This is a genomic window from Bacillus sp. EB106-08-02-XG196 (assembly GCF_013396335.1).
Classification (GTDB): Bacteria; Bacillota; Bacilli; order Bacillales; family Cytobacillaceae; genus Neobacillus.
This window is the reverse complement of sequence record NZ_JABWSY010000022.1, coordinates 41,456-65,125: the sequence shown is the minus strand read 5'-3', so window position 1 is coordinate 65,125 and position 23,670 is coordinate 41,456. Positions and strand designations below refer to the sequence as shown.

Genomic DNA, 23,670 nt, shown 5'->3' with positions numbered 1-23,670 from the left:
TATAATGGATAGGGGGATAAAATCAAATGAGCAGCGAATTATTAGATGCTCTTACGATATTAGAAAGAGAAAAGGGCATTTCTAGAGATGTTTTAATTGACGCGATTGAAGCTGCACTTGTATCGGCATATCGACGTAATTTCAACCAAGCCCAAAATGTTCGGATTGATTTAAATTTGCAATCTGGCTCAATGAGAGTATTTGCAAGGAAAGAAGTAGTGGATGAGGTTTTTGATCCTCGACTTGAAATATCCATAGCAGATGCAAGAAACATAAATCCAAACTATGTTGTTGAAGATGTAGTTGAAATGGAAGTAACACCTAAGGACTTCGGCAGAATTGCTGCCCAAACGGCCAAGCAAGTCGTGACACAAAGAGTTAGGGAAGCAGAAAGAGGTATCATTTATTCCGAGTTTATTGATCGTGAAGAAGATATCATGACAGGAATTGTTCAAAGACTTGACTCGAAATTTATTTATGTCAGCCTTGGAAAAATTGAAGCTCTGCTGCCAGTAAATGAACAAATGCCAAATGAGCGTTACAAGCCTCATGACCGTATAAAGGTATTTATTACAAAGGTAGAGAAGACAACCAAAGGACCACAGATATTTGTTTCTCGTACCCATCCTGGATTGCTAAAAAGATTATTTGAAATCGAAGTACCAGAAATTTATGATGGTACGGTTGAGATAAAATCAGTTGCCCGTGAAGCAGGTGACCGTTCAAAAATATCTGTCCATTCAGATAACAATGAGGTAGACCCGGTTGGATCATGTGTAGGTCCAAAAGGTACAAGGGTACAGGCCGTTGTAAATGAATTAAAAGGTGAAAAAATTGATATTGTTAAATGGTCCGATAATCCTGTGATTTTTGTTGCAAATTCCTTAAGCCCATCTAAGGTTTTAGATGTTATGGTAAATGAATCTGAAAAAGCGACAACGGTTGTTGTTCCAGATTATCAGCTTTCTCTAGCTATTGGAAAACGCGGTCAAAATGCCCGCCTTGCAGCAAAATTAACAGGTTGGAAAATAGATATCAAATCTGAAACAGAAGCACGTGAACTAGGAATCTATCCACGTGAAGAAATGATTCGACTTTTTGATGATCAGGTTGATGTTGACTTTAACGAAGAAGAAGAAAAGGAATAATAGTGAGGTGAATGATCGTGAACAATCGTAAAAAAGTTCCTATGCGTAAGTGTGTCGCAACCGGTGAAATGAAGCCGAAAAAAGAACTCGTTCGCATCGTTCGCTCTAAAGAAGGAGAAGTATCTATCGACTTAACTGGGAAAAAGTCGGGCAGAGGTGCATATCTTTCTAAGGACAAAGAAGCAGTCCTACTAGCCAAGAAGAAAAATACCTTATCTAATCATTTACAGGTTACTATCGAAGAATCATTATATGAAGAACTATTGGAATTGATAGAAAAGGAAAACAGGCAGTCTATATGAATACAAATCAATGGATGTCGTTACTTGGCTTAGCCAATCGAGCACGGAAAATCATTTCGGGTGAGGAGCTTTCTGTTAAGGAGATACGAAGCGGAAAAGCAAAACTCGTTTTATTATCGGCAGATGCATCTGCAAATACGACAAAAAAAATTACAGATAAATGTAAGTCATACGAAGTTCCCTATAAACTAGTGGAAGATCGCCACCTTCTAGGCCAAGCGATTGGCAAAGAAGCCCGCGTAGTTGTAGCTGTACTGGATAATGGATTTGCGAAAAAACTGATGACGTTGCTCGATTAATTCTAGCGGGGGTGAAAATATGAGTAAAATACGTGTTTATGAGTATGCAAAGAAACACAATATTTCTAGTAAAGATGTAATCACTAAATTGAAAGAAATGAACATAGAAGTTTCAAATCATATGGCAACAATTGAGGATGCTGCAGTTGTAAAGCTAGACGCAACTTATAATAAAAACCAAAGCAATCCTGGGCAAAAGCAAGCTAGACCACAACAACAAAATCGCCAGAATCAGAATCCACAGCAGCAGGGAGTTAAACCACAAGTGCAAAGTAAAACAAGTCCAAAAGCTTTTGAGGATGACGACGCAAAAACTACTACACCAAGCAAGGTGAAAGTGGCCTCTCCACCAAAAACGGCTGACACTAAAAAGCAAAATCAACAATTCCAATCTAAGGAAAATAAAGTTTTCAGCGCTGGAAAAGGGAATAAAAAACCTTTTAATAATAATAACCAAAATCGCAATAATAATAACAACCGGAAAAAGAACCATACACCGGTTCAACAGACACAGCAACAAGTAAGGAAAGTGAAAGAGCTTCCGGCTAAAATTACTTTTAGCGATTCATTGACTGTTGGAGAACTGGCTAAAAAAATCTACCGTGAACCTTCTGAAATTATCAAGAAGCTGTTTTTACTGGGAGTTATGGCGACCATTAATCAGGTATTAGATAAAGATGCGATTGAATTAATTGCGAGCGAATACGGGGTTGAGGTTGAAGAGGAAATTAAAATCGATACAACAGACCTTGAAGTTTATTTTACAGAAGATGATTCTGAAAACCTTGTAGAAAGACCATCTGTAGTTACGATTATGGGTCACGTTGACCATGGTAAAACCACTTTGCTTGATTCTATTCGTCATACAAAGGTAACAGAAGGTGAAGCAGGGGGAATTACTCAGCATATAGGTGCTTACCAGGTTGTTGAAAATGGTAAAAAGATAACATTCCTTGATACACCGGGACATGCTGCCTTTACAACGATGCGTGCACGTGGTGCGAAAATCACGGATATCACCATCCTTGTGGTAGCAGCTGATGATGGTGTAATGCCACAAACAGTTGAAGCTATTAACCATGCAAAGGCTGCCGAGGTTCCAATTATCGTTGCGGTTAATAAAATGGATAAAGAAGCTGCTAACGCCGATCGTGTTATGCAGGAGCTTACCGAGCATGGTTTAGTTTCAGAAGCTTGGGGCGGAGATACAATCTTTGTTCCACTATCCGCGAAAACAGGAGAAGGAATCGATAATTTGTTGGAAATGATTCTTCTTGTTGGTGAAGTAGAAGAATGGAAAGCAAACCCTAATCGTAAAGCAGTTGGAACAGTAATTGAAGCACAATTAGATAAAGGCCGTGGATCAGTGGCTACCTTGCTCGTTCAGAATGGTACACTAAAAATAGGTGACCCTATTGTTGTAGGAAACACATATGGTCGTGTTCGTGCAATGGTAAATGACCTAGGACGCCGTGTGAAAGAGGCTGGACCGTCAACACCTGTAGAAATCACAGGGTTAAGTGATGTTCCACAAGCTGGTGACCGTTTCGTTGTATTTGACGATGAGAAAACAGCTCGTCAAGTCGGTGAAGCACGTGCACAGCAAGCATTGGCAGCACAGCGTGGTGAGAAATCAATTGTCAGCCTAGATAATTTATTTGAACAGTTAAAGCAGGGTGAGATGAAGGATTTAAATATCATCCTAAAAGCTGACGTTCAAGGTTCGGCTGAAGCTGTGGCCGCTTCACTGCAAAAAATTGACGTTGAAGGTGTTAATATCAGAATTATTCATAGTGGTGCTGGTGCCATTAATGAATCAGATATTACCCTTGCCTCTGCTTCAAATGCGATTGTGATTGGCTTTAACGTTCGTCCTGATGTAAATGCAAAGCGCGCAGCTGAGCAAGAAAAGGTCGATGTTCGACTTCACAGCATTATTTACAAGGTCATTGAAGAAATTGAAGCTGCTATGAAAGGTATGCTTGACCCTGAATTTAAAGAAAAAGTAATTGGTCAAGCAGAAATTCGTCAAACCTTTAAAGTTTCAAAGGTTGGAACCATTGCAGGTTCTTATGTGACAGACGGGAAAATTACTCGTGATAGCGGAATTCGTTTAATTCGTAATGGTGTTGTCATTTTTGAAGGAAATATCGATGCATTAAAACGTTTTAAAGATGATGCCAAAGAAGTCGCACAAGGTTATGAATGTGGTATTACCATTAAAAACTTCAATGATGTTAAAGAAGGAGATATTATTGAAGCATACGTAATGGAAGAAATTGAACGTAAATGATTGTAGGTTTAGCACTTTGTGAATGTATCATCTACGATGCTCATTCTCTAAAAGAGAAACGTGCTGTACTGCAGCGTATTCTCACAAGGTTAAAACAAAAATTTAACGTGTCTGTCTCAGAGGTTGATTATCAGGATATGTGGCAGAGAACAAAAATAGCAATTGCTGCAGTAACATCCAACCGGGTAATGACTGAACTAGAGCTGCAAAATGCACTTAAATTAATTGATTCTTTCCCTGAAATAGAAAGAACAATCACCGATATAGAATGGCTTTAAATTAAGAGGTGAAGTAATGAGCCACAGAGCAAATCGTGTTGGAGAACAAATGAAGAAAGAACTAAGTGACATCATCGGTCGAAAAATTAAAGATCCCCGGATCGGATTTGTGACGGTTACTGATGTTCAAGTAACAGGAGATCTACAACAAGCAAAAGTATATATTTCTGTTTTGGGCGATGAGGAACAAAAGGAAAACACACTAAAAGGTCTTGCAAAGGCGAAAGGATTTATTCGAACCGAAATTGGACATCGTATTCGCTTGCGCAAAACACCTGAAATCCTTTTTGAATGGGATGAGTCAATGGATTACGGAAATCGAATTAACTCTCTTATTCACCAATTGCACCATGAAGAAAGAAGCATGGAAAAAAATGAAGAAGAATAAATGGATAGACAAATGTCTATCCTTTTTTTTCGAAACAAAATAGAATTGGAGTGACCAAGGGTGGAAGGAATCATACCTTTATTTAAACCGGCTGGGCTAACGTCGCATGATTGTGTATTTAGATTAAGAAAAATATTAAAAACAAAAAAAGTAGGTCATACAGGAACGCTTGACCCAGATGTAACAGGAGTGCTTCCTATCTGTATAGGGAAAGCAACTAAAGTAGCAGAATACATAACTGACGCCGGAAAGAGCTATGAAGGCGAAGTAACCCTTGGTTATTCCACTACAACCGAAGATGCTTCCGGAGAAAAGGTTGAGGAGAAAAAGGTTGTTAATACCTTCAGCAGGAAAGATATTCTTAAGGTTCTTGAATCATTTACTGGTGAAATCGAGCAAACGCCTCCAATGTATTCTGCAGTAAAAGTGAATGGAACAAGGCTTTACGAATATGCTCGCAAAGGAATTGAAGTGGAACGTCCTACAAGAAAGGTGACCATTTATTCAATAGAGCTGCTTGATGAGAGAGAAGAGTTTTCAGGGGAAACCATTTCTTTTCGATTTAGAGTAAGCTGCAGTAAGGGAACTTATATTAGGACATTAGCCGTAATGATTGGCGAAAGTCTTGGATATCCGGCACATATGTCAAATTTAATTAGAGTCCAATCAGCAGCATTTACAATTGATGATTGCCTGACGTTTGAACAAATAGAAAAGTTAATGGAAACGAGTACTATTTCAACCTGTTTAAGACCTTTAGAAATGGCACTTTCTCATTTGCCGAAATACATAATAAATGATAAAGTAGCAGAGAAAGTGAAAAATGGTGCACTTTTACCAATACCAGATTATTTAATAAATAGTAACGGACCTATTATCGCTCAAACGGAAGAGGGGAATGCTCTTGCCATTTATTCGGAACATCCGAACAAGCCAGGGCTCTTAAAACCAGTTAAAGTTTTGCGTAATGATCAGGGTTAAAAAGGTTACTGTTAAGAAAAGGTGAGTTTCAATTGGAAGTAATAAAGCTAAAATTCCCATTTAATATAGATAAAACTGAGATACCTCCTTTATCCATGGCACTTGGTTATTTTGACGGTGTTCATCTTGGTCATCAAAAGGTAATTCTTGAGGCGAAAAAACAAGCACATCAAAAAGGACTAAACTCTGCAGTTATGACCTTTGACCCTCACCCATCGGTGGTCTTAGGGAAAAATGACAAGCATGTTCAATACATAACCCCCTTAGCTGAGAAAATAAAAATCATTGAGGAATTAGGCATTGATTATCTTTTCATTGTCCATTTTACAACCGAATTTGCTAACCTGCTGCCACAAGAATTTATCGATCAGTATGTGATTGATTTAAATGTAAAGCATGTGGTTGCAGGATTTGATTTCTCATACGGTCGGATGGGAAAGGGCACCATGGAGGTACTGCCTTTCCATTCAAGAGAAGAGTTTACTTTCACTATTGTTGAAAAATTCACCAGTGGAAATGAAAAGGTTAGTTCAACGCGAATTCGTCAATATATAAAAGATGGAAGAACAGCAGAGCTGCCAGAATTACTTGGAAGATTTTATCTGACAGCAGGTATAGTTGTCCATGGAGATAAAAGAGGCAGAACGATTGGATTCCCAACCGCAAATGTTGAAACAAAGGATGAATATATTTTACCCCCGCTTGGTGTTTACGCTGTGAAAATCAAGATAGGTGAAGACTGGTACGAAGGTGTATGCAATGTAGGCTATAAACCAACCTTTAATAAGGAAGCTTTAAAGGTGTCAGTTGAAGTCCATGTGTTTGACTTTAACAAAGATATTTATGGTGAACAAGTAACGGTCGAATGGCATCAATACCTGCGAAAAGAACAAAAATTCTCCGGAATCGAAGAACTAGTCTCCCAAATCGAAAAAGACAAACAGAATGCTATTGAGTATTTCAATAGGCTCTTTTCGTAAGAGGCTATAAGTGACCGGAATCGATGAAAAATTACGGAAGTGGTAACTAATAGAGGTTATTAGTGACCGGAATCGATGAAAAGTTGCGGAAATGGTAACTAATAGAGGCTATAAGTGACCGGAATCGATGGAAAATCGCGGAAGTGGTAACTAAAAGATGCTGTTAGTGACCGGATTCGAGAAAAAATTGTAGAAGCGGTAACTAATAGAGGTTATTAGTTACAAAACGATGAGCCTCAATTAGGATTGCTTTCAAACAGGTTTGATGTATACAAAGGGATATGAGTTAAGGCTGTGTTAAAGCAGTATGTTAATTTTGGCACTCTGTTGATTGGAGCGGAAGGCACGAGACTCCTGCGGGAGGACGGGGCAGGGGAGACCCCGCAGGCGCTGAAAGCGCCGAGGAGGCTTCCCGGACCGCCCGCGGAAAGCGAAGTGCCTGGAGTGGAAAGCAACAGACCTTGTTTAACACGGCCTATTAAAATCGACAAACACTTACCGAATAATTGCGAATAATAGCCTTTTCTTAGGTTATAACTTGCATTTTGACGTGAAACGTTGTATTCTTATTAACGTACTAAAAATAACCTTTGCTTGGCAAGTCGAGTCACCGACGCTTGCTCAGTAACAGGGGATAGTAAATTTAGGAGGTGAATAGGATGGCAATCACTCAAGAGCGTAAAAACGAACTTATCAATGAGTATAAAACTCATGAAGCCGATACTGGATCTGCAGAGGTTCAAATCGCTGTCCTTACTGAATCAATCAACAATTTGAATGAGCACTTACGTACTCATAAGAAGGACCACCACTCACGTCGCGGTCTGTTGAAAATGGTTGGTAAGCGTCGTAATCTTTTAACGTACCTACGTAATAAAGATGTTCAACGTTACCGTGTATTAATCAATAAGCTTGGACTTCGTCGATAATCAAAAGAAGCGGGATTTTTCCCGCTTTTTTGTTAGGTTAAAAAAAGAAAAATCATAAGAGCAACACAAAATCTTATATACATATTTTAAGTCGCGGAAAAATTGTGCATACTATTAGTATATTTGTATTGATAACATAAGCGTTAAACGCTTTTTTTATATTAGATGATTAGAGCGATATTATTTCGCATTATCCTCTAAAGTGATTTAGATAGAGAGGGGTAAGGATATGGAACAAACGAAACATGAGTATTCCATGGATTGGGCTGGACGCAAATTAACCGTTGAAATTGGACAACTAGCTAAACAAGCAAATGGAGCCGTGATGGTCCGTTATGGAGATACGGCAGTTTTAAGTACAGCTACTGCTTCAAAAGAACCAAAAAACTTAGACTTTTTTCCATTAACATGTAACTATGAGGAACGATTATATGCGGTGGGGAAAATACCTGGAGGTTTTATTAAACGGGAAGGCCGTCCGAGTGAAAAAGCTATTCTAGCAAGTCGCTTAATTGACCGTCCAATTCGTCCGCTTTTTGCTGATGGGTTCCGTAATGATGTCCAAGTTATTAGTATTGTCATGAGTGTGGATCAGGATTGTTCGTCAGAGATGGCAGCGATGTTTGGATCTTCTTTAGCTCTTTGTACATCTGACATTCCATTCGAGGGACCAATTGCTGGTGTAATCGTTGGTAGAGTTGGCGGAGAGTTTGTCATTAATCCAACCGTAGAACAAGCTGAAAAAAGTGACATTCATTTAACCGTTGCAGGTACTAAAGATGCGATTAACATGGTTGAAGCTGGCGCAGATGAAGTTTCTGAGGAAGTAATGCTAGAAGCTATCATGTATGGACATGAAGAAATCAAACGTCTCATTGAATTCCAAGAAAAAATTATGGCTGAAGCTGGCAAGGAAAAAAGAGAAGTTATTCTTTATGAACTTGATAAAGATTTAGAAGCTGAAGTTAGAGAAATGTGCGAAGCTGAAATGGTAACTGCCATTCAGGTTCAAGAAAAGCATGCACGTGAAGATGCCATTAAAGAAGTTAAAAATCAAGTTATGGCTAAGTTCCAAGAGAACGAGGCAACAGACGATGATCTGAAGCAAGTAAAACAAATTTTGGATAAGATTGTTAAAGGTGAAGTCCGCCGTTTAATTACTGTTGAAAAGGTACGTCCTGATGGCAGAAAAATTGATGAAATACGACCATTATCTTCACAAATCAGTATTTTACCACGGACTCACGGTTCAGGATTGTTTACACGTGGACAAACGCAGGCATTAAGTATTTGTACTTTAGGTGCAATGGGTGATGTTCAAATTCTAGATGGTTTGGGTATCGAAGAAGAAAAGCGTTTTATGCACCATTACAACTTCCCTTTATTTAGCGTTGGTGAAACTGGACCAATCCGGGGACCAGGCCGTCGTGAAATAGGACACGGGGCTCTTGGTGAGCGGGCATTAGAACCAATAATACCAAATGAAAAGGACTTCCCATATACGATTCGCCTTGTTTCTGAAGTTCTAGAATCAAATGGTTCTACTTCTCAAGCAAGTATATGTGCAAGTACATTAGCGATGATGGATGCAGGTGTTCCAATTAAAGCACCAGTTGCAGGTATTGCAATGGGCCTTGTAGCTTCAGGTGAATATTACACTGTTTTATCCGATATTCAAGGTATGGAAGACCACCTTGGCGATATGGATTTTAAAGTTGCAGGAACGGCTAAGGGAGTAACTGCCCTTCAAATGGATATTAAGATTAAAGGTCTTTCCCGTGAAATCCTTGAAGAAGCATTGCAACAGGCTAAAAAAGGTAGAATGCATATATTAGAATCTATGCTGGCAACTATTGCTGAGCCTAGAACCGAGCTTTCTCAATTTGCACCAAAAATCTTAACAATGAAAATTAACCCAGATAAAATCCGTGATGTTATTGGGCCGAGCGGTAAGCAAATCAATAAAATTATTGAGGAAACTGGTGTTAAGATTGATATCGAACAAGATGGAACAGTATTTATTGCCTCTACAAATCAGGAAATGAATCAAAAAGCAAAGAAGATTATTGAAGATATCGTTCGTGAGGTTGTAGTTGGCGAAATGTATCTTGGCAAAGTCAAACGTATTGAAAAATTTGGTGCGTTTGTAGAAATATTTGCCGGAAAAGATGGACTTGTCCATATATCCGAATTGGCTGAAGAGCGAGTTGGAAAAGTGGAGGATGTCATTAAAATTGGTGACGAATTTTTAGTGAAGGTTACAGAAATTGATAAACAAGGTCGTGTGAACTTATCACGTAAAGCAATATTAAAGGAACAACGTGAAAAGGCTGAAGCAGAGAAACAACAATAAGCCATACTCGTTAAAAGTGAAATAGAAAGGTCAGGGGGAACCCTGACTTTTTCCATGTTAGTTCTATCTAGCTCCGGCACCTAGGGGCTCGGGGTCATAAGCCAATCCGTCAAGAAGGTTAAAAAGCAACCTTCATGCCGGCTCGTCTTATGCCTGTCACCCCTGAACAAGGTGCCTCCGCTTTTAGTTCTACCTTGTCCCCATTATTCATATATTCAATATGAAGGGGGAAGGTAAATGAAGAAGTTGAGTATGATTGCTTTCTTATTTCTAGCTGCCTGGTTTTCTGTTAACAATCCTCTTGTAGATACATATGTTGCTGCACTTAAGGGAAACGCGCTAACTGTTGGAAAGCAAGAAGATCCTCTATATCAAAGTATTGTAAAAAATGCTTCTACATATGAAATACCGCCTTCCAATGCTAAAATTGATAGAGTATGGAAAGCGATTCCAGGCTATAATGGAATAACTGTCGATGTTGAAGCTTCATATAGAAATATGAAGAAAATAGGCACGTTCAATGAAAAAAAATTAGTATATAAACAAACAGAACCAACCATACATCTTAACGAATTAACTCCATCTCCCATTTATCGGGGTCATCCTGATAAACCAATGGTCAGCTTCATAATTAATGTAGCTTGGGGAAATGAATATTTGCCTGAAATGCTTGCTTCCCTTAAAAAGCACCAAGTGAAAGCAAGTTTTTTCCTTGAGGGAAGATGGGTGAAAAATAATCCTGAATTGGCAAAAATGATCGTGAGTGCTGGTCATGAGGTTGGGAATCACTCCTACACACATCCTGATATGAAAAGAATATCAGCAGCACAGACTAGGGAGCAATTGGTCAAAACAAATGAAGTAATTGAAGCATCAACGGGTAAAAAAAGCATTTGGTTTGCACCGCCCAGCGGCAGTTACCGGGATGAAACCGTTACAATCGCAGCCGAACTCAAAATGAAAACAGTTATGTGGACAGTAGATACCATAGATTGGCAAAAGCCATCGCCAGACCAACTAATCAATCGAGTGACCTCTAAAATTAGTAATGGATCAATGGTACTCATGCATCCAACAGAATCTACTGCAAAATCATTAGACACCCTAATAACACTTATTGAAGAAAAAGGTTTAAAAATAGGTACGGTGAGTGACTTAATGAGTGAAGAAAGAATTATAAAATAAATTTAACAGAGTATCCAGATAATAAAGGAAAATAGCTAATTTTTCGCTTTTCTATAGACAGGAGGATTTTGATGATTAACAAATATTCTTGCAAAAATGGAGTAAGAATTGTTTTAGAAAATATTCCAACAGTGAGATCTGTGGCAATTGGAGTCTGGATTGGCACTGGTTCAAGAAATGAAGATCCCCAAACGAATGGTATTTCGCACTTTTTAGAGCATATGTTTTTTAAAGGAACGAAAACTCGATCTGCGAAGGAAATAGCTGAATCATTTGATAGTATTGGCGGTCAGGTGAATGCTTTTACATCAAAAGAATACACTTGCTACTATGCTAAAGTACTGGATACACATGCACAATTCGCATTAGATGTTTTAGCGGATATGTTCTTTAATTCAACCTTTGTCGAGGAAGAATTAAATAAAGAAAGAAATGTCGTTCTTGAGGAAATAAAAATGTATGATGATACTCCAGATGATATTGTCCATGATTTACTCAGCCGGGCCATTTATGGAAATCATCCACTTGGATATCCGATATTGGGGACAGAAGAAACCCTAAATACCTTTACAAGTGAAACCCTGAAGGATTATATCCATAATCGATATACACCAGAAAATGTTGTAATCTCCATTGCAGGGAATGTTTCAGATAAATTTATACTAGAGGTTGAAAAGTACTTTGGCTCCTATGAGGGTGGAAATAGTTCAACACTTGAGAATATTCCAGTCTTCCAATCCAACCGATTATCACGAAAGAAAGAAACAGAACAAGCACATCTTTGTCTTGGTTTTGAAGGATTAAAGATTGGACATGAAGATGTATACAGCTTAATCATTTTAAATAATATATTAGGCGGCTCTATGAGCAGCAGATTGTTCCAAGAAGTTCGTGAGCAGCGAGGCTTAGCCTATTCAGTATTCTCTTATCATTCCGCTTATCAAGATAATGGAGTTGTGACTGTATACGGTGGGACAGGGGCTAAGCAGCTTGATGTGTTATACGAAACGATTCAGGAAACACTTGAAAAATTAAAACAAGATGGAATTACAGAAAAAGAATTAAATAATAGTAAAGAACAGTTAAAAGGAAGTTTAATGTTAGGCTTAGAGAGTACAAATAGCAGGATGAGCCGAAACGGTAAAAATGAACTTCTCTTAAAGCGTCACCGATCTCTTGATGAAATTATTGAGCAAATTGACCAAGTTACGAAACAAAGTGTAGATGGGATGGCGACATCTGTTTTTACAGACAAATACTCTGTTTCATTAATTAGTCCCAATGGGGAATTACCCAATACTCTAATATAAAAGGAAAAACAGTTCACTCTAGAACTGTTTTTTCTTTTAATGTTTAGTGCAAGCAGCTTAGGGGTTTCCACTTTTCTTAGTCTAATTTAGGACTTCCATCGATAAACTTATAGTAAAGAGTGAAGAGAGAGGAGTTCATTATAATGAGGTTAAGTGAATTAAGTGGAAAAGAAATAGTGGATGTGAAAAAGGCAGAGCGTTTGGGAGTTCTTGGTCAAACAGACCTGGAAATCAATGAGAGCACCGGGCAAATACAAGCTTTGCTGATTCCGTCCGTAAAGTGGTTTGGATTTAGAAAACAAGGCGGGGAAATAAGGGTACCATGGCAGCATATAAAGAAGATTGGAACTGATATGATTATTATTGATGTACACGAAGAAGAAAATGTTGAAGAATAACAAAAGGTCAAAAAGCCCAAGCAAATAAAATTTTGCTTGGGCTTTTTTATTTTATGTAAAGGGAAACTCACAGATTCATTCACTCTTACATAAGATGTTGAAGTGATAAGAAGAAAAAGACTTCTGCTTGGATTTTTTGAAAAGAAGGTGAATGATTTCATGCTGACAGGGATGCAGATAGCCGTGATCGGTGGAGATGCAAGACAGCTGGAAATTATCCGGAAGTTAACCGAGTTAGATGCCAGATTATCTTTAATTGGCTTCGAGCAGCTTGACCACGCGTTCACAGGCGCTGTTAAGGAAAAGTTGGATGAAGTCGATTTTTCAAATATGGATGCCTTAATCTTACCGGTACCCGGTACAAATTTAGAGGGGCATGTTGAAACAATCTTTTCGAATGAAAAGGTAATATTGACAGCCGAAATGCTATTGAACACACCAGAACATTGTACCATTTACTCCGGAATTAGTAATACTTTCTTAAACGGTATTACGAAGGAAGCGAATCGTCCACTTGTACAGCTTTTTGAAAGGGACGATGTGGCTATTTACAATTCTATTCCGACTGTAGAAGGAACAATCATGATGGCCATCCAGCATACTGATTTCACAATTCATGGCTCAAATATTACGGTACTAGGCCTAGGAAGAGTTGGGATGAGTGTGGCAAGAACGTTCCATGCGCTTGGAGCAAAAATAAAGGTTGGAGCCAGGAAAACTGAACATCTAGCAAGAATTACGGAAATGGGTTTAACACCATTTCATTTAAACGAAATAGACCAGCAGGTGAAGGATACAGATATCTTAATCAATACAATCCCGTTATTAATTGTAACTGCATCCGTTATTTCCAAAATGCCTGCTCATACTTTGATTATTGATTTAGCGTCAAAACCAGGTGGAACAGATTTTAGATATGCAGAAAAAAGAGGTATAAAAGCACTTCTTGCACCAGGATTACCTGGTATTGTCGCGCCAAAAACAGCTGGTCAAATACTAGCGAATGTTCTGGCCCAATTGCTTCAAGATGATTTAGGCAAGCGAAAGGGGATAATAAAATGAGTTTAAAAGGGAAAAAAATAGGCTTTGGTTTAACAGGATCTCATTGTACGTATGATGCTGTATTTCCAGAAATAGAGAAACTGGTTCAAGCAGGTGCTGAGGTATTACCAGTCGTTAGTTTTACAGTCAAAAATACAGAAACCCGTTTTGGTAAAGGGGAGGACTGGATTCAAAGAATTGAGGACCTAACTGGTAACAGAGCGATAGATTCAATTGTGAAAGCAGAGCCATTAGGGCCAAAAATTCCTTTAGACTGTATGGTTATAGCCCCATTAACTGGTGTTTCAATGAGTAAATTTGCAAATGCAATGAATGATAGTCCAGTGTTAATGGCTGCAAAAGCAACACTGAGGAATTTAAAACCAGTCGTACTCGGAATATCTACAAATGATGCATTAGGATTAAATGGAGTTAATTTAATGAGATTAATGGCAACAAAAAATATATATTTTATCCCATATGGTCAAGATGATCCGGTAAAGAAGCCTAATTCGATGGTAGCAAGAATGCCTATGTTAATGGAGACGGTTGAAGCAGCAATTGAAGGCAGGCAAATTCAACCTGTCTTGGTGGAAAGATATAGGGATACAGACTAATTCTCACTCCTTTCGTCAAATATGGTTATTTCTTTTAAGGAATATGTTAATATATTAATAATTCAATCATCAGTGGGACCAATCATCTCACTGATGAGAATTTATATTAATCTTTTCTGATTTCTAAACCATCGAAACAGAAATGACCAATAATTATAGATGAAAGATTGAGAGGGGTACTAGAATATGAAGCAAACAAAAGGTTATCATGTGGCTGTTGTAGGTGCAACAGGAGCAGTGGGTCAACAAATGATCCAAACATTAGTGAAAGAAAAATTCCCTATTGGACAATTAACGCTTCTATCTTCTGCTCGTTCAGCAGGTAAAAAAGTTACGATTGACGGTGTAGAGCATACGATTCAGGAAGCAAAGCCTGAAAGCTTTGCGGGAGTCGATATTGCTTTATTCTCGGCTGGCGGCAGTATTTCAAAAGAACTTGCTCCAGAAGCTGTAAAACACGGAGCAATCGTAGTTGATAACACAAGTGCATTTAGAATGGATCAAGAAATTCCACTAGTTGTGCCTGAAGTTAACGAACATGACTTGCACAATCATAATGGTATTATCGCAAATCCGAATTGTTCAACCATCCAAATGGTCGTAGCTTTAGAACCAATTAGACAAAAATTTGGTCTAAAGAAAGTGATTGTTTCCACCTATCAAGCAGTTTCAGGTGCAGGAGCCGTTGCAATTGAGGAGTTACAGAATCAAACAAAAGCTATTATTAATGGTGAGACAATAGAACCTAAGATTTTACCTGTTAAGGGTGACAAGAACCATTATCAGATTGCCTTTAATGCGATCCCACAGATAGATAAGTTTCAAGATAACGGCTATACTTTTGAAGAAATGAAAATGATTAATGAAACAAAAAAGATTATGCATTTGCCAGAGCTGCCTGTTGCCGCAACTTGTGTTAGATTACCTGTCGCGGTGGGTCACTCTGAATCTGTTTATTTTGAAATTGAAGCAGACAACGTCAGTGCAAATGAAATTAAGGAATTATTAAAATCTGCACCAGGTGTTGTTTTACAAGATGACCCAGAGAATCAAGTATATCCAATGCCTGCAAATTGTGTAGGAAGTAATGATGTGTTTGTAGGACGAATTCGTAACGATTTAAATGAGAGTCGTGGCTTCCATATGTGGGTTGTTTCTGATAATTTATTAAAGGGTGCTGCCTGGAATTCAGTTCAAATTGCAGAAAGCTTAATAAAGCTTGGATTAATTAAAGAAAAAAAATAATGGTTTTATGATAAAGGCAGGTTTTTATGTCTATGAAAATGATAGTTCAAAAATTTGGCGGGACATCTGTCAGGGATGAAGCAGGCAGAGACCATGCAAAGAAACATATCGAAAAAGCAATAACGGATGGATATAAGGTTGTGGTAGTAGTATCTGCGATGGGGAGAATGGGTGATCCGTATGCAACAGATACACTGCTCTCATTAGTTGGGGGTAATCAAAGTAAGGTTTCGAAACGTGAACATGACCTGCTTTTATCCTGTGGTGAAATCATTTCTAGTATTGTCTTTGCCAATATGCTGAGAGACAATGGCATAAATGCAATTGCTTTGACAGGGGCGCAGGCAGGGTTTCGAACGAATAACGATCATTCACAAGCAAAGATTGTAGAAATGAAATGCGATCGATTAATAAGAGAGTTAGAACAAAATGATGTGGTTGTAGTGGCTGGATTTCAAGGTGCTGCAAAGAACGGTGACATCACAACAATTGGACGAGGTGGCAGTGATACTTCAGCAGCTGCTTTAGGGGCTGCTCTAAACGCCGAATGGATTGATATTTTTACCGACGTAGAAGGCATCATGACCGCTGACCCAAGAATAGCTGAGAATGCTAGGCGTCTATCTGTGGTTACCTATACTGAACTATGTAACATGGCCTATCAGGGCGCAAAGGTGATACATCCAAGAGCAGTTGAAATAGCTATGCAGTCAAAGGTTCCCATTCGAATTCGCTCCACGTACTCAGATAATTTAGGCACATTGGTAACGGCTATTTCGAAAGAGTCTCGAGGAAGTGATATTAAAGAAAGAACCGTCACGGGGATTGCGCATGTTTCCAATGTAACCCAAATTAAAGTTTTTGCAAAAAAAGACCAATACTATTTACAAGCAGAAGTATTTAAAGCAATGGCAAATGAAAAAATTAGTGTGGATTTCATCAATATTTCACCAAATGGTGTTGTTTACACGGTTACGGATGAAATGACTGAAAAAGCAATAAAAGTCTTAAAAGAAATAGGTCATGACCCATTGGTAGAGCGCCATTGTGCAAAGGTCTCTGTCGTTGGAGCCGGGATTGCGGGAGTACCGGGTGTTACTTCTAAAATTGTTACTGCTCTTTCTGAGAATGGAATTCGGATTCTTCAATCTGCTGATAGCCATACGACCATTTGGGTCCTAGTAAAACAGGACGACTTGGTAAAATCCGTGAATGCCTTGCATGATGCCTTTCATCTGGAAGAAGAAACACTTGAAACAAAACTTACGGATATCTAATATAGTAAAGGAAACGATAAATGGCAGTTTGAAAGGATAAATGCCATTGTCGAAACTGGATTTCGTAATTGAGAGGAGTAGTATAATGGTTCATTTTGGGCGGGTTTCAACAGCCATGGTTACACCTTTTGATAAAAAAGGGCATATTGATTTTCAGAAGACCACTCAATTAGTAAATTATCTAATAGAAAATGGTACGGATTCCCTTGTAGTGGCAGGTACAACTGGTGAATCGCCTACACTATCAAAGGAAGAAAAGTTAGCTTTATTTGCACATGTAGTAAAGGTAGTTAAAAAAAGAATACCGGTAATTGCAGGAACAGGCAGCAATAATACCTATGCTTCAGTTGAACTGACAAGAAAGGCCGAACAGCTTGGGGTTGATGGTATTATGGTAGTGGCGCCCTATTATAATAAACCGAATCAAGAAGGTTTATATCAACACTTTAAGACTGTTGCTGAAGCTACTTCTCTTCCTGTAATGGTTTATAATATCCCAGGAAGAGCATCAGTAAATATTCATCCTGATACCATTATAAGGCTTTCAAAGGTTTCGAATATTGTTGCTGTTAAAGAAGCAAGTGGGGATCTAAATGCAATGACTCATATTATTGCAAATACTGAAAGTGATTTTGATCTATACAGTGGTGATGATGGTATAGCCATTCCAGTTCTTTCTATTGGAGGGGTAGGGGTTGTCTCTGTAGCCTCTCATGTAATTGGGAACGAAATGCAAGAGATGGTAAAGGCCTTTTTAGAAGGAGAAAATGTGAAAGCAGCAAAGCTGCACCAACAGCTCCTTCCACTCATGCAGGGACTTTTTGCGGCTCCAAGTCCTGCACCTGTTAAAACGGCACTTCAAGTTAAAGGACTAGATGTAGGCTCGGTAAGATTACCGCTTGTTCCATTAACTGAACAAGAAAGGTCAACATTAACTAAATTACTATTATAATTTTTACAAAATGCCAATCGAAAAAACTCGGTTGGCTTTTTACATGGAATCAATAAAAATTCACTTATTTTCCTTCAAAGGGTAAAACAACTAAATTTGGTTGTAAAGGTTTTCAAATATCAAGTATAATAATCATAACTGATTTCGATCGGGCAATTTTGAAATGTCGAAGACTTTTTAGTGAAAGAGAGCTAGACAATCATCATAGGAGGAAACGGAAATTGATAAATAGAAAAAATAGTTCCATTAAGATTATTACGCTTGGTGGTATTGGAGAAATCGGGAAAAATATGTATCTTGTCGAAGTGGACAAGGACATCTATATCATTGATGCTGGGTTAATGTTCCCCGAGGATGAAATGCTAGGCATTGATATCGTGATTCCAGACATCAGTTATTTAACAGAAAACAAGGAAAGAGTGAAGGCGGTATTCCTCACACATGGTCATGAAGATCATATAGGTGCCCTTTCCTATCTTCTACGTCAAATGGACGTACCTGTTTATGGAACAAAACTTACCTTAGCTCTTGCAGCTGCTAAATTAAAGGAGCAGGAATATAGCGGGAAGACTAATTTTATTGAAGTAACATCGGATACGATTGTTCAGATGGATTCTGTCGAAGTTAGCTTCTTTCGAACAAATCACAGTATTCCAGACTCAGTTGGTGTATGCGTCCATACTTCAGAAGGCAGCATCGTATATACGGGTGATTTCAAATTTGATCAAGCAGCAATAAAGCTTTATAAACCTGAAATAGGAAAAATGGCCGCTCTAGGAGAAAAAGGCGTACTATGTTTACTTTCAGACAGTACGGAAGCAGAGAAGCCCGGATACACTACCTCTGAAGCAATCGTTGAGCGAGAGTTATCCACTGCATTCTATAATACACGCGGTAGAATGATAGCTGCATGCTTCGCTTCAGACATTAACAGAATTCAGCATATTTTTGACGCGGCAAGGGATCATGGCCGTAAAGTAGCAGTAGTTGGTAAAAGTCTTGAAAGAATTTATCATATTGCACTAGATTTAGGCTATTTAGAGGTGAGCGAAGATCTAATTATCCCTGTTAGTGAAATAAATAACTATGAAGACAGGGAAATCGTTGTATTAATGACGGGAAGTCAAGGGGAGCCAATAGAAGCCCTTCAAAAAATGGCAAAGCAATCTGCAAAATATGTAAATATTCAGCCTGGCGATACGGTTCTAATAGCTGCTTCAACACTTAGGGGAAGTGAATTATTGATATCCAGAACAGTGGATATGCTTTTTAGAGCAGGAGCAAATGTGATCTCAGGAAAAAGAACGATTCATGTTTCTAGCCACGGCAGCCAAGAAGAATTAAAATTTATGATAAACTTAATGAAGCCCAAGTACTTTATTCCAGTGCATGGGGAATATAGAATGCTAAAGGCACATCGGAAACTAGCACTTGATTGTGAAGTACCGGATGAGAACATCATTATCCCAGACCGTGGTGATGTGGTAGAATTTAAGGATGGGAAGTTTTCTATCAGTGGTAAAGTTCCTTCGGGGAATGTATTAATTGATGGTATTGGTGTGGGCGACGTTGGAAATATCGTTTTACGAGATCGAAGACTACTTTCTCAAGATGGTATTTTAATTGTAGTGGTTACATTAACTAGGCAGGATAAGCGGATTGCTGCAGGTCCAGAAATTATTTCACGTGGTTTTGTCTATGTCCGTGAATCCGAAAAGTTAATGGATGAATCCACAAAATTAGTTCGAGATATTGTGCAGAAGAACATTTCTAAAGATTCTTTTGAATGGTCAAGCCTTAAACAAGATATAAGGGATGGGTTAAACAGGTATTTGTTTGAAAAAACAAAAAGAAGACCAATGATACTTCCGATCATTATGGAAGTTTAAGAAGGTAAAAGAGGCATTGGATAAACCAATGCTTCTTTTTGTCTAGCTTCAGCGCCTAGGGGCTCGGGGTCATAAGCCAATCCGTCAAGAAGGTAAAGACCAACCTTCTCGCCGGTTCGTCTTATGCCTGTCGCCCCTGTACAAGGCGCTTCCGCTTTTCAATGTCTATAGGATATTATTCCATCAATCTTAGAATGAAATTGTTTCATAGGTCAATACTAACGTTATCATGCGTGAAGGGAGACTTATGATGAATAAGGACATAGAAAAAAGTGAATCGGGAAATCAAGAAGGGCAAGAACCTCAAAAAGAGGATAAGCCTTCTTCTTTAATGGAAAAAATTCAGCAGCTAGGGCAAACGAATGTACCTCAGCTTTCATCCGACTCAAGAATCCATTGTTTGACAATTATCGGACAAATTGAGGGTCATTTAGCACTGCCTCCACAAAATAAAACGACAAAATATGAACACTTGATTCCTCAATTAGTAGCGATTGAACAAAATCCTAAAATAGAAGGAGTATTGATAATATTAAATACAGTGGGTGGAGACGTGGAGGCTGGACTGGCCATTTCTGAAATGATGGCAACACTCTCAAAACCAACTGTTTCGATTGTCTTAGGTGGAGGACATTCAATAGGAGTACCGATAGCGGTCTCTTGTGATTACTCCTTTATTGCTGAAACAGCAACGATGACCATTCATCCAATTCGTTTAACTGGTCTTGTCATTGGAGTACCAGCAACCTTCGAATATTTAGATAAAATGCAGGATAGGGTTGTCAATTTTGTAACGAAACACTCAAATATTACTGAAGAGAAATTTAAGGATTTAATGTTTGCTAAAGGAAATCTTACTCGTGATATCGGGACAAATGTCGTTGGTCCAGATGCTGTAGAGTATGGCTTGATTGACGAGGTTGGCGGACTAGGGCAGGCGATGAAGAAGTTAAATGAATTAATAGATCAATCTAAAGTGGCAAGTGAGGGGCTGATTCAATGATTCTATATACGACGATGCCGCAGGAATTAATTTTTCCAAATGACACAGATGCCTTTAGCAGACAACAAACGGTAACCTATCAAGGGGTGTCACTGATAGTAGAACAATCTGATGCCCAAAATGTTCAGGTCATTCGCATATTAAGCAGTGATCCGCAGCATTATTTAGACGAGCGCTTATGTCCAGGTGCTAAAATTTCTTGTGCCAGCATTGAAGGATTGTCATCAAACTAATAGGATATTATGGTATAATAAGGATATCAAGCTTAAGCAGCCATTGAAGGCTGCTTTCTTCCTTTTGTGGGTAATTTTCTAATTGCATTGCGATTAATAATGTAAAAGGTTGATAATGATGATAGTACTACACTTATATAGACAGGTGATAAGATGGCGAAGAAAAAGAGACGATCAAAAAAACGAGATAATCATTTAAAACAAACCGTACAATACGAACTTTCCGCGCTTGCCTTATTAGCGCTTGCAATTATATCGATAGCTAAATTGGGGGCTGTTGGGGAAGCAGCAGTACTATTTTTCCGATTTTGGATGGGTGAATGGTACATGCTAAGCTTGATTGGTCTGGTTATTTTAAGCGTATATCTTATGTGGAAACGAACAATCCCTTTTATTTTTAATATAAAATTAATTGGAACTTATCTTATTGTTTCATCTATTCTCCTTTTAAGCCATGTAACGCTTTTTCATTTACTAACAAATGATGGGAACTTTAAGAATCCTAGTGTTATTAGTAACACATGGGAAATATTTATGATGGAAGTTAGAGGGGAAACAAGCACAATTGACCTTGGTGGAGGGATGATTGGCGCCGTTCTTTTTGCTATGTTTCATTATCTCTTTGCTGAAACTGGCACAAAGATTATTGCCTTTATCTTTATACTAATAGGGTTTATTTTACTTACTGGTAAATCATTCGGAGAGTTTATTGCAAAAGTAGGAACCACGATGATTGAATTTTCAAAGGGACAATGGAGTGCCTTTCAATTAGACTTAGAAGAATGGAAACAGAAAAAACAGGAGCGGCGGGAAGAAAGACGCGTACAGCTGGAACGGGAACGTGAAAACAGAGCAATCGCTTCAGTTCAGCCAGAAATCATTCCCCCATTACAAAATGATCAGGATGAAATCGTCATACCTGAACCCCTCATTTCAAGCTTTGCAGATCGTGCTTATCCTGATGAAGAGACGCAAAGAGCTAAACGAAGGAAAGAGGATTCAAAGAATAAAGGAAATGACCAGAAAATAGAAGACGATAGCACACCGCCGATTACCTTTACGGAAGTGGAGAATGTTGCATATGAATTACCGCCGCTAAGACTTCTAAAGCTTCCGAAAAAAACAGATCAAAGCGGAGAATACGAATTAATTCATGCGAATGCAGCTAAACTGGAAAGAACTTTTCAAAGCTTCGGGGTTAAGGCTCGAGTAACACAGGTACATCTTGGTCCAGCTGTTACAAAGTATGAAGTACATCCTGATGTCGGGGTTAAAGTTAGTAAAATAGTTAGCTTAAGTGATGATCTAGCATTAGCACTAGCTGCTAAAGATATACGGATTGAAGCACCTATTCCTGGAAAGTCAGCAATTGGAATTGAGGTACCTAATTCAGAGGTTGCAGTTGTTTCTCTAAGAGAAGTACTAGAAGCAACTCAAAATAATAAACCAGAGGCGAAACTATTAATTGGTCTTGGCAGGGATATTACTGGGGAGGCAGTACTTGCTGAATTAAATAAAATGCCCCATCTGCTCGTGGCCGGTTCAACTGGAAGCGGGAAAAGTGTTTGTATTAACGGTATAATCACAAGTATTTTGATGAGAGCTAAGCCTCATGAAGTCAAATTAATGATGATTGACCCTAAGATGGTGGAGTTAAATGTCTATAATGGAGTACCTCATTTATTGGCACCAGTCGTAACGGATGCTAAAAAAGCATCACAAGCTTTGAAAAAAGTAGTTAGTGAAATGGAGAGACGTTATGAACTGTTCTCTCATACTGGTACACGGAATATTGAAGGATATAATGACCATATCAAAAGGCATAACATGGAGGAAAATGATAAGCAGCCACTTTTACCATATATTGTTGTAATTGTGGACGAGCTTGCTGATCTAATGATGGTAGCCTCCTCTGATGTTGAGGATTCCATTACTAGACTTGCACAAATGGCACGGGCTGCGGGAATTCACCTCATTATAGCAACCCAGCGCCCATCCGTTGATGTCATTACCGGAGTGATTAAAGCAAATATCCCTTCAAGAATTGCCTTTGCTGTATCGAGTGCTACGGATTCAAGAACGATCCTGGATATGGGCGGCGCAGAAAAACTGCTGGGAAGAGGAGATATGTTATTTTTACCAGTTGGTGCTTCAAAACCAGTGCGTGTACAAGGTGCCTTTCTATCAGATAATGAAGTGGAGGAAACGGTTAATTTTGTTATTGGGCAGCAAAAAGCACAATATCAAGATGAGATGATTCCAGACGATACACCAGAAGCAGTTGGTGAGGTTGATGATGACCTGTATTCAGACGCTGTGGATTTAGTAATAGATATGCAAACGGCATCTGTTTCCATGTTACAGCGTCGTTTTCGAATAGGATATACAAGAGCAGCGCGGTTAATTGATGAAATGGAAGCACGAGGAATTGTCGGATCATATGAAGGCAGTAAACCAAGAGCAGTATTACAGTCCAAACCAAACGAAGAAGTAAATTAAGGCTAAGTTAAAGCTTATTATTGATTTTGGCACGCTGTTGATTTGTGCGGAAGGCGCGAGACTCATGCAG

Annotated in this window: 22 protein-coding genes; all 22 read left to right on the top strand. The window is 38.6% G+C overall.

From position 1 onward, the window contains the following. Positions 1-26: 26 nt before the first annotated feature. The 22 genes from nusA (at position 27) to MLOOGBEN_RS26100 (ending at position 23,600) form a co-directional block, all read left to right on the top strand. The gene (nusA, locus tag MLOOGBEN_RS26205) at positions 27-1,148 is read left to right on the top strand and encodes a transcription termination factor NusA (protein WP_179161210.1); all 1,122 of its coding nucleotides are present in this window, start codon (positions 27-29) and stop codon (positions 1,146-1,148) included. A 17-nt stretch (positions 1,149-1,165) separates the two neighbouring features. Beyond that, the gene (rnpM, locus tag MLOOGBEN_RS26200) at positions 1,166-1,450 is read left to right on the top strand and encodes an RNase P modulator RnpM (RefSeq protein ID WP_179161209.1); all 285 of its coding nucleotides are present in this window, start codon (positions 1,166-1,168) and stop codon (positions 1,448-1,450) included. Continuing rightward, positions 1,447-1,749 (top strand): YlxQ family RNA-binding protein, encoded by a 303-nt coding sequence (locus MLOOGBEN_RS26195; protein WP_095247649.1) that lies wholly within the window; start codon positions 1,447-1,449, stop codon positions 1,747-1,749. Before rnpM ends, MLOOGBEN_RS26195 begins: the two co-directional genes overlap by 4 nt. Before the next feature lie 19 nt (positions 1,750-1,768). Continuing rightward, positions 1,769-4,042, top strand: a complete 2,274-nt coding sequence (gene infB, locus MLOOGBEN_RS26190) for a translation initiation factor IF-2 (protein WP_179161208.1) — start codon at positions 1,769-1,771, stop codon at positions 4,040-4,042. Further along, positions 4,039-4,320 (top strand): DUF503 domain-containing protein, encoded by a 282-nt coding sequence (locus MLOOGBEN_RS26185; RefSeq protein ID WP_179161207.1) that lies wholly within the window; start codon positions 4,039-4,041, stop codon positions 4,318-4,320. The genes infB and MLOOGBEN_RS26185 overlap by 4 nt, the downstream gene beginning before the upstream one ends. A gap of 16 nt (positions 4,321-4,336) precedes the next feature. Then, positions 4,337-4,708: a 30S ribosome-binding factor RbfA gene (gene rbfA / locus MLOOGBEN_RS26180; protein ID WP_179161206.1), complete on the top strand. Its 372-nt coding sequence runs from the start codon at positions 4,337-4,339 to the stop codon at positions 4,706-4,708. 60 nt (positions 4,709-4,768) lie between these two features. Then, complete coding sequence (truB, locus tag MLOOGBEN_RS26175) at positions 4,769-5,689, top strand: tRNA pseudouridine(55) synthase TruB (RefSeq protein ID WP_179161205.1); 921 nt, start codon at positions 4,769-4,771, stop codon at positions 5,687-5,689. A gap of 32 nt (positions 5,690-5,721) precedes the next feature. Beyond that, positions 5,722-6,669 (top strand): bifunctional riboflavin kinase/FAD synthetase, encoded by a 948-nt coding sequence (ribF, locus tag MLOOGBEN_RS26170; protein ID WP_179161204.1) that lies wholly within the window; start codon positions 5,722-5,724, stop codon positions 6,667-6,669. Positions 6,670-7,328: 659 nt separating this feature from the next. Then, the gene (rpsO, locus tag MLOOGBEN_RS26165) at positions 7,329-7,598 is read left to right on the top strand and encodes a 30S ribosomal protein S15 (protein WP_179161203.1); all 270 of its coding nucleotides are present in this window, start codon (positions 7,329-7,331) and stop codon (positions 7,596-7,598) included. A gap of 229 nt (positions 7,599-7,827) precedes the next feature. Continuing rightward, a complete protein-coding gene (gene pnp / locus MLOOGBEN_RS26160) occupies positions 7,828-9,951 on the top strand; it encodes a polyribonucleotide nucleotidyltransferase (RefSeq protein WP_179161202.1) in 2,124 nt (707 codons plus the stop codon). Positions 9,952-10,188: 237 nt separating this feature from the next. After that, positions 10,189-11,136: a polysaccharide deacetylase family protein gene (locus MLOOGBEN_RS26155; protein ID WP_179161201.1), complete on the top strand. Its 948-nt coding sequence runs from the start codon at positions 10,189-10,191 to the stop codon at positions 11,134-11,136. Between the two features lie 71 nt (positions 11,137-11,207). Beyond that, on the top strand, positions 11,208-12,446 hold the full coding sequence (locus tag MLOOGBEN_RS26150; protein ID WP_179161200.1) for a M16 family metallopeptidase: 1,239 nt from the start codon (positions 11,208-11,210) through the stop codon (positions 12,444-12,446). Between the two features lie 143 nt (positions 12,447-12,589). Beyond that, complete coding sequence (locus MLOOGBEN_RS26145) at positions 12,590-12,844, top strand: YlmC/YmxH family sporulation protein (protein ID WP_179161199.1); 255 nt, start codon at positions 12,590-12,592, stop codon at positions 12,842-12,844. Between the two features lie 159 nt (positions 12,845-13,003). Continuing rightward, complete coding sequence (dpaA, locus tag MLOOGBEN_RS26140) at positions 13,004-13,906, top strand: dipicolinic acid synthetase subunit A (protein WP_179161226.1); 903 nt, start codon at positions 13,004-13,006, stop codon at positions 13,904-13,906. Continuing rightward, positions 13,903-14,502, top strand: coding sequence for a dipicolinate synthase subunit B (gene dpaB / locus MLOOGBEN_RS26135; RefSeq protein WP_179161198.1), 600 nt, complete (start codon positions 13,903-13,905; stop codon positions 14,500-14,502). Before dpaA ends, dpaB begins: the two co-directional genes overlap by 4 nt. 186 nt (positions 14,503-14,688) lie before the next feature. Then, entirely contained in the window at positions 14,689-15,747 is a 1,059-nt protein-coding gene (asd, locus tag MLOOGBEN_RS26130) for an aspartate-semialdehyde dehydrogenase (protein ID WP_179161197.1), read from the top strand. A gap of 32 nt (positions 15,748-15,779) precedes the next feature. Continuing rightward, complete coding sequence (dapG, locus tag MLOOGBEN_RS26125) at positions 15,780-17,024, top strand: aspartate kinase (protein ID WP_179161196.1); 1,245 nt, start codon at positions 15,780-15,782, stop codon at positions 17,022-17,024. An 85-nt stretch (positions 17,025-17,109) separates the two neighbouring features. Beyond that, complete coding sequence (gene dapA / locus MLOOGBEN_RS26120) at positions 17,110-17,976, top strand: 4-hydroxy-tetrahydrodipicolinate synthase (RefSeq protein ID WP_179161195.1); 867 nt, start codon at positions 17,110-17,112, stop codon at positions 17,974-17,976. 221 nt (positions 17,977-18,197) lie between these two features. Beyond that, positions 18,198-19,865 (top strand): ribonuclease J, encoded by a 1,668-nt coding sequence (locus MLOOGBEN_RS26115; protein WP_179161194.1) that lies wholly within the window; start codon positions 18,198-18,200, stop codon positions 19,863-19,865. A gap of 250 nt (positions 19,866-20,115) precedes the next feature. Further along, positions 20,116-20,868, top strand: a complete 753-nt coding sequence (locus MLOOGBEN_RS26110; protein ID WP_179161193.1) for a ClpP family protease — start codon at positions 20,116-20,118, stop codon at positions 20,866-20,868. Further along, positions 20,865-21,101, top strand: a complete 237-nt coding sequence (locus tag MLOOGBEN_RS26105; protein ID WP_179161192.1) for a YlzJ-like family protein — start codon at positions 20,865-20,867, stop codon at positions 21,099-21,101. Before MLOOGBEN_RS26110 ends, MLOOGBEN_RS26105 begins: the two co-directional genes overlap by 4 nt. A gap of 153 nt (positions 21,102-21,254) precedes the next feature. After that, positions 21,255-23,600: an FtsK/SpoIIIE family DNA translocase gene (locus MLOOGBEN_RS26100; protein WP_179161191.1), complete on the top strand. Its 2,346-nt coding sequence runs from the start codon at positions 21,255-21,257 to the stop codon at positions 23,598-23,600. The last annotated feature ends 70 nt before the right edge of the window (positions 23,601-23,670 follow it).